This is a genomic window from Streptomyces sp. NPDC001714, assembly GCF_042892755.1.
In the GTDB taxonomy this organism is placed as follows: domain Bacteria; phylum Actinomycetota; class Actinomycetes; order Streptomycetales; family Streptomycetaceae; genus Streptomyces.
On record NZ_JBIAUL010000061.1, the window covers coordinates 1 to 4,953 of the forward strand.

Annotated in this window: 1 protein-coding gene and 1 pseudogene; both read right to left on the reverse strand. The window is 71.5% G+C overall.

The genetic code is table 11. The annotated features are described in order from the left end of the window. A partial coding sequence (locus ACFY0P_RS52010) for an amino acid adenylation domain-containing protein (protein WP_388929509.1) occupies positions 1 to 4,589 on the reverse strand: 4,589 nt, incomplete at its 3' end. A gap of 141 nt (positions 4,590 to 4,730) precedes the next feature. After that, a pseudogene (locus ACFY0P_RS52015) lies at positions 4,731 to 4,937 on the reverse strand (AMP-binding protein); the annotation flags it as partial. Positions 4,938 to 4,953 lie beyond the last annotated feature (16 nt).

The window sequence follows — 4,953 nt, forward strand, 5'->3', positions numbered from 1 at the left end:
GCATGCCCGCGATGCGACGCGCTCGCCGGTCGTGGCCGGTCGGTGGGCAGGGTCAGCTCCTCCGGAGCTCCCGCCAACACCTCCCGCCAGTAAGCGAGTTGCCGGGTGAGCAGGCTGCTCGGGTCGTCGGGGTCGCCGAGCAGATCACGCTGCCAGAGGGCGTAGTCGGCGTACTGGACCGGCAGAGGCGCCCATTCGGGAGCCTGGTCGCGGCGGCGGGCGGCATAGGCGTCGGACAGATCACGGGCCAGGGGCTGGAGGGACCAGCCGTCGGTCGCGATGTGGTGGATCACGACCGCCAGTACGCGCTCGTCCTCGCCGGTGGTGTACAGGGCGGCTCGGATCGGGATTTCGGTGCTCACGTCGAAGGGAAGATCGGCCGTGGCGGCGACGGCCGCTGTCAGTTCGTCGGCGGTGGTCTCGATGACCGGTAGGCGCCAGTCGCGCAGTTCGGCCATGCCGAGTACGCGTTGGCGGGGTTGTCCGCCGTCCTGTGGGAAGACGGTGCGCAGTACTTCGTGCCGGGCCAGCACATCGCGCAGGGCCTCCTCCAGTGCCCGGACGTTCGTCTCGCCGGTCAGCCGGACCGCGAAGGAGGTGTTGTACAGCGGGCTCGGGCCGTCCAGTCGGCCCAGGAACCACAGGCGCTGCTGGGCCATCGACAGCGGTACCCGCTCCGGGCGTTGCTGTGAGGTCAATGCGCGGCGGGGAGGTACGGCGGTGGCCAGTCGTCGCGCCAGGCGCGCGGGGGTCGGGGCATCGAACAGGTCCCGGATCCGCAGTTCTGTTCCCAGGGCGGAGCGGACCCGCCCGACCAGCCGGGTGGCCAGCAACGAGTGTCCGCCGAGCGCGAAGAAGTCGTCCTCCGGTCCGACCGTCGCCAGCCCCAGGACCTCGGCGAACAGCCCGCACAGCGCACGCTCCTCCGCCGTCTCCGGCTCCCGCGGGCCCGACTCGTCGAGCGGGCCGCGGTCGGGCGCCGGGAGTGCGGCCCGGTCGACCTTGCCGTTCATCGTCAGCGGCAGTGCCTCCAGGACCACGAAGAGGGACGGCAGCATCCACTCGGGCAGCCGTCGTGCCAGCCCGGCCCGCAATGTCTCGGGGTCGATCCCGGCCTCGGCGTCGTCGGGAGCCACGTAGGCCACCAACCGAAGGCCGCCGGGCGCGTCCTCGGCCACCACGGCCGCCCGCGCCACGCCCGGCTCCGCCGACAGGGCCGCCTCGACCTCACCGGGCTCCACCCGGAAGCCCCTGATCTTCAGCTGGTCGTCGACTCGCCCCAGAAACACCAGGCACCCGTCGGCCCGCCGTCGTACGAGGTCCCCGGATCGGTAGAGCCGCGAGCCGTCTTCGGCGAACGGATCCGCCACGAAACGGGACGCCGTCAGCCCTGCGCGCCCCGCGTATCCGCGGCCCACCTGTGCGCCGCCGATGTACAGTTCGCCGGCGACTCCGACCGGCACGGGCCGCAGCCGCTCGTCCAGCACCAGCAGCCGGGTGTTCGCGACGGGGTGGCCGATCGGTACCGCTTCGGCGTCACCCGGCTCCGCTGCGGCGAGGTCCTCGGCGGTCACGGAGAACACCGAGCACCCGACGACGGTCTCGGTCGGGCCGTACTCGTTGACGACCGTCGACTCGGGGTGACGGGCCAGCCATGCCCGCACGGCCGCCGTGTTCAGGGCCTCGCCGCCGACCACCAGTGAGCGCACCGCGCCGGTGTCCCGTGACTCGTCGGCCGATTCGTCTGCGGCCGGGGTGTCCGCGGCGAGGTCGTTGAGCAGGCCCAGATGGGCGGGCGTGAGCTTGACCGCGTCGAAGCCCCGCGCGCCCATGAGCTCCGTGAACCCCTGTGTGCCGCCGTCGGGGCTGATCCAGACCGTGGACCCGGATGCCAACGGCAGCCACAACGAGGTGACCGTGAGGTCGAACGCCAGTGAGGAGAACAGCGGCATCCCGACGGCTGCCGGTGCCGCCGGTGAGTCGGCCGTGAGGGGGTAGCGGCCGGCCGCCCAGGTGACGTAGTTGGCCAGACCACGGTGCGTGATCTGGACGCCCTTCGGCGTGCCGGTCGAACCGGAGGTGTAGATCAGGTAGGCGAGCTGATCGGGCAGTGGCGGCCGTTCGGGGTCGGTCGTGGGAGACGCCTGCAGCTGAAGTTCCACGAACGGGTCGCTGAGGTCGATCTGCGGAGTGCGGCCCGCGGGCATGTCCTCGAGCGTGGCGTCGTTGCCGATGACCATGGCGACCCGGGCGTCGGTGAGCATGAAGGCGATGCGCTCGACCGGGTAGTCGGGGTCGATGGGCAGGTAGGCGCCCCCGGCTCGCCAGACGGCCAGCATCGCGGTCACCGCATCGATTCCGCGGGGCAGGCAGATCCCGACAACCGACTCGGCACCCACACCGAGGCCGATCAGGTGGTGGGCCAGCCGGTTCGCCCGTTCCGACACCTCGGCGTACGTGGCCTCGGTGCCGTCGCACACCAGGGCTACGGCGTCCGCCGTGTGCCGGGCCTGGGCGGCTATCAGTTCCGGCACCGACTCGGGGCCCACCTGGACCGCGGTGTCGTTCCAGATGTGCACGGCCTCGCGCAGGGCGGCCTCGTCCAGGATGTCCAGCGCGGCGAGCGGCAGGCGACCGCCGTCGTCCAGCGCGTCCACCAGGTGTGTGGCCGCGGTGTGCAGCATGGCCGCGATGCGCTGCGGATCGGCCGGCCTCAGCGCGCCGACGACAAGGCCGAAGCCGGACCCGAGGTCGTCGACCGCCACGTCCAGCGGGAAGTTCGTACGGTCCTTGGCGTACAGCGTGCGAACACCGTCCACGCCTCCCTGACCCTCGTCCGCGCCCTCGGCGTCGGAGGCGGCTGCGTGGCGGTAGTTGAAGATGGAGGTGAACAGCGGGGCCGGGGCGCTGACGCCGCTCGCCTGCTGGGCCGACGCCAGTGGGGCGTGCTCGTGAACGAGCAGACCGGCGAGTTGCCTCTGCATGTCGGCGAGGGCCTGCGCCACGTCCCCGGAGCCCGTCTTGACCCGTACCGGCAGCGTGTTCATGAACGGCCCCGGGACCCGGTCCGCGCCGGCACCCGCGTTCATCCGGCCGAACAGGACCGTACCGAACACCACGTCGTCACGGCCCGCCAGCGAGGCCAGCACACGCGCCCACGCCAGGTGGAACAAGGTCGCCGGGGACGTGCCGAGCCGTCGGGCCCGCTCACGGAGCCGCTCGGCCAGGCCGCCGTCGACCGCCAGCCGGACGCGTGACACTCCCGCCCCGTCGCCGTGCACGTCCGTGAAGCCGAACGGTGCCGTCGTCTCGGTGACGTCGCCCAGGACCGTCCTGAAGTAGTCCTCGTGTTCCTCCCGGGACATCCCCAACCGCGCGGTGGCCACGAAGTCACGGAACGGCAGCGGCTGCGGCAGCCGGTCGCCCTCGCCCCGCAGGATCGCCGCCACCTCGTCGAGTACGACTCCGGCGCCCGTGTGGTCCTGCAACATGTGGTGCATCTGGAGCAGCACCAGCCAACGCTCCGACCCGGGCCTACGGGCCACACGCGCCCGCAGCAGCGGTGCCACCGACAGGTCGATACGGTCCTCGGCATGGGCGAGCAGTTCGCTCGTCACGTCTCCCGAGCCGTGCAGGACGACTTCCACCACCGGCACCTGGGCCCGCCGGCACACGACCTGAACGGGTTCGCGCAGGCCCTCCGAGACGATCGCGGTGCGGTAGATGTCATGCCGGTCCACCACTTGCTGCAACGCGGCCAGCGCCGCGTCCACCCGCTCACGTGAGTCGCACTCCACGACCGTCGGCTCGAGGTAGACGTCCTCGCTCCCCTCCCCCTCGGCCAGCAGGTAGTGGAAGAACATGCCTTCCTGGAGAGGGGCCAGCGGGTAGATGTCCGCCACGTTCGCGGCACCACCCGGGACACGGGCACAGATCAGGTCGATCTCGTCCTGGCCGAGATCGACCAGCGGCAACATCTCCGGCCGGATCTCGGCGGCGCCCTCGGGAATCAGATTCGGTGGCACCGTCACCGCACCACCGGCCACTACTCCCGCGGCGACGCCCGCCGGCGTGGGCGTCAGGAACAACGCCCTTACGCCTACGGCGACTCCCCGCTCCCGAAGCCGCTCCACCAGGGACACGGCCAGCAGGGAGTGCCCGCCGAGTTCGAAGAAGTCGTCGTCGACGCCCACCCGGTCGAGGCCCAGGACCTCGGCGAAGGCGGCACACACGAGCTCCTCAACCGCCGACGAGGGGCCGCGCAGAGTGGAGGCGGCTGCGTAGTCGGGTGCGGGTAGGGCAGCGCGGTCGAGCTTGCCGTTCACCGTCAGCGGCAGCTCGTCCAGCACCACCACCGCCGACGGCACCATGTAGTCGGGAAGGCGGGCAGCCACGAACTCCCGTACTGCCGCTGGCAGTTCCGCGGCGGTCTCCGCCTCGGACACCACGTAGGCCACCAACTGACGGCCCCCGGGCGTGTCCTCACGGGCGATGACGGCGGCCCGGGCGACGGCCGGATGCCCGGCCACCACGGCCTGCACCTCACCCGGCTCGATCCGGAACCCCCGGATCTTCACCTGATCATCCACACGCCCCACGAACACCAACTCACCATCCACCGACCAACGGACCACATCCCCCGTCCGATACAACCGGCTGCCGTCAGCCGCATACGGATCGGCCACGAACCGCTCCGCCGTCAACCCCGGCCGACCCGCATACCCCCGCGCCACCTGCACCCCACCGACGTACAACTCACCCGCCACACCCACCGGCACCGGCTGCAAGAACTCGTCCAGCACCATCAGGCGTGTGTTGGCCACCGGAACCCCCATCGCCGGCACACGACCATCCACTCTCACCTCACCCGACGTGACCATCACCGTCGCCTCGGTCGGCCCATACGTGTTCACCAACCGCCGCCCAGCCCCCCACACCTCGGCCGCCCGAGCC